The 2,227-nt window shown below is 38.7% G+C and carries 2 protein-coding genes; both read left to right on the forward strand.

Features of this window, described 5'->3' with window-relative positions; all coding sequences use genetic code 11:
* The coding region (locus VIM94_RS03850; protein ID WP_332037973.1) for a family 20 glycosylhydrolase at positions 1–1,203 on the forward strand (1,203 nt) is incomplete at its 5' end.
* Positions 1,204–1,234: 31 nt separating this feature from the next.
* The coding region (locus VIM94_RS03855) for a GH92 family glycosyl hydrolase (RefSeq protein WP_332037974.1) at positions 1,235–2,227 on the forward strand (993 nt) is incomplete at its 3' end.

Genomic DNA, 2,227 nt, shown 5'->3' on the forward strand with positions numbered 1-2,227 from the left:
TTTATTCGCCGAATGGAAGAATTTATAAGTTCTCATGATCGGGTTTTAATTGGTTGGGATGAGATTTTAGAAGGTGGTCTCGCTCCCGGCGCTACGGTTATGAGTTGGAGAGGCACTAAAGGGGGTTGGGAAGCTTCCGAAGAAGGACACGATGTGATTATGACTCCCGGTAGTCACGTTTATTTCAATTTCTACCAGGGCGATTTCAATACAGAACCAATGGCTTTTTCCGGTTTTACCCCGTTAAACAAGGTTTACGATTTTGATCCGGTGGTAGACAGCATGAGCACTGCTCAAAAAAAACACGTATTGGGCGGGCAGGCAAATTTATGGTCTGAATTTATCGATACGCCAGAGCTTTCAGAATATATGCTTTTCCCCAGGTTAGCCGCATTATCGGAAGTGCTTTGGACTCCAAAAGATAAAAAAGACTGGGCAGATTTTTCCCGAAGGTTGCAGGCTATATTCAAGCGTTTCGACCTTATGGATATAAATTATGCGACCAGTGCTTACTCAGTAACTGCAGAGAGTGAAGTAGATTCAACCTCCGGTAAAATTAAAATTGTTTTACAGAATGAATTTCCAGAATCGGAAATTCGATACACATTAAATGATAAGAATCTAAATGCCTCTTCTCCTTTATATAAAGAACCTATTGCAGTTGATGAGAGTAGCATATTAAGAGCTGCCGTTTATGAGAATGGAAAACCTAAAGGCGATACTTTGGTTAAGGATTTTCATTTTCATAAAGCCGTGGGAAAGAAAGTTAGTTATAAGCCAAAATATAACGATAACTATACTGGTGTTGGTAAGAATACTGCGGTAAATGTGATTAGAGCTACCAAAAATTTCCACGATGGTCAATGGCTTGGTTGGCTGGGTGAAGATGTAGAAGTTACTATAGACCTTGAAAAATCTACTCAAATAGAAAGTTTGAAAATTGGAACTATGGAAAACCAGGGTTCAGGGATTTACTTCCCGGTAAAGATTTCTGCTTTTGCTTCTAAGAATGGGGAGGAATACAGCAAGATAGGAGAAGTAAGCAGGGATTTTAAGACCAATGGCGCTGTTAGTTTAAAAGATTTTGAAATAAATGTGAAGCTTCAGGAGGTTAAATTCATCAAAGTAAAGATAGATACTTTTAAAGGATTACCGGGAAATGGTAAAGCCTGGCTTTTTGTTGATGAAATAATGATAGAATAAAATGCCGTAGAATTAAATTAAAAATATGGGAATGAAATTAAATGTATTATTCGGTACGCTGTTTACGCTTGTTTTTTCAGCAAATACTTATGCACAGGAAAGCGAAATCTCTTATGTAGATTATGTAAATACCCTGATGGGAACAGATTCAACTTTCGATTTGTCTAATGGGAATACCTATCCTGCGATTGCTCTTCCCTGGGGAATGAATTTCTGGACCCCACAAACCGCCGAAATGGGCGATGGTTGGGCCTATAAATATGATGATTATAAGATCCGCGGAATAAAACAAACCCATCAACCCAGTCCGTGGTTAAATGATTACGCCGCTTTTTCCTTAATGGCAGTAACCGGACAGTTAAAATTCGAGGAAGAAGAAAGGGCCTCCTGGTTTTCGCATAAGGCTGAAATCGCAAAGCCGCATCATTATAGTGTCTACCTCGCCGATTATGATGTGACGGCAGAGTTGGCTCCAACCGAGCGAGCCGCTCATTTCAAATTTACTTTTCCGGAATCTGATAGTTCTTATATAGTTCTGGATGCTTTTAATAAAGGTTCTATGGTGAAAATTATTCCTGAAGAACGCAAAATTATTGGATACGCGAGGAACAACCACGGCGGAGTGCCAGAGAATTTTCATAATTACTTTGTTGCCGAATTTGATAAAGATTTTGAAGTCAATCATACCTGGAAAGATGGCTGGGAGCTTCAGCAGGGTTCTAAAAATGCTGAGGCCGATCATGTAGGAGCTATTATTGGTTTTAAAACCAAAAAGGGTGAGGAAGTAAATGTAAAAGTGGCTTCTTCATTTATTAGTGCAGAGCAGGCACAGCTTAATTTGGATTCAGAAATTGGGGAAAGTAGTTTTGAGGAGGTAAAAGAGAATGCTAAAGAAATATGGAATAAGGAGCTTGGTAGAATTCAGGTAGAAGGTGATAATACAGATCATATTGAGACTTTTTACTCAAGTTTATATAGAGTTTTATTATTTCCGCGGAAGTTTTACGAAATAAATAAAGAAGGA

Source organism: Salegentibacter sp. (genome assembly GCF_036568425.1).
Lineage (GTDB): Bacteria > Bacteroidota > Bacteroidia > Flavobacteriales > Flavobacteriaceae > Salegentibacter.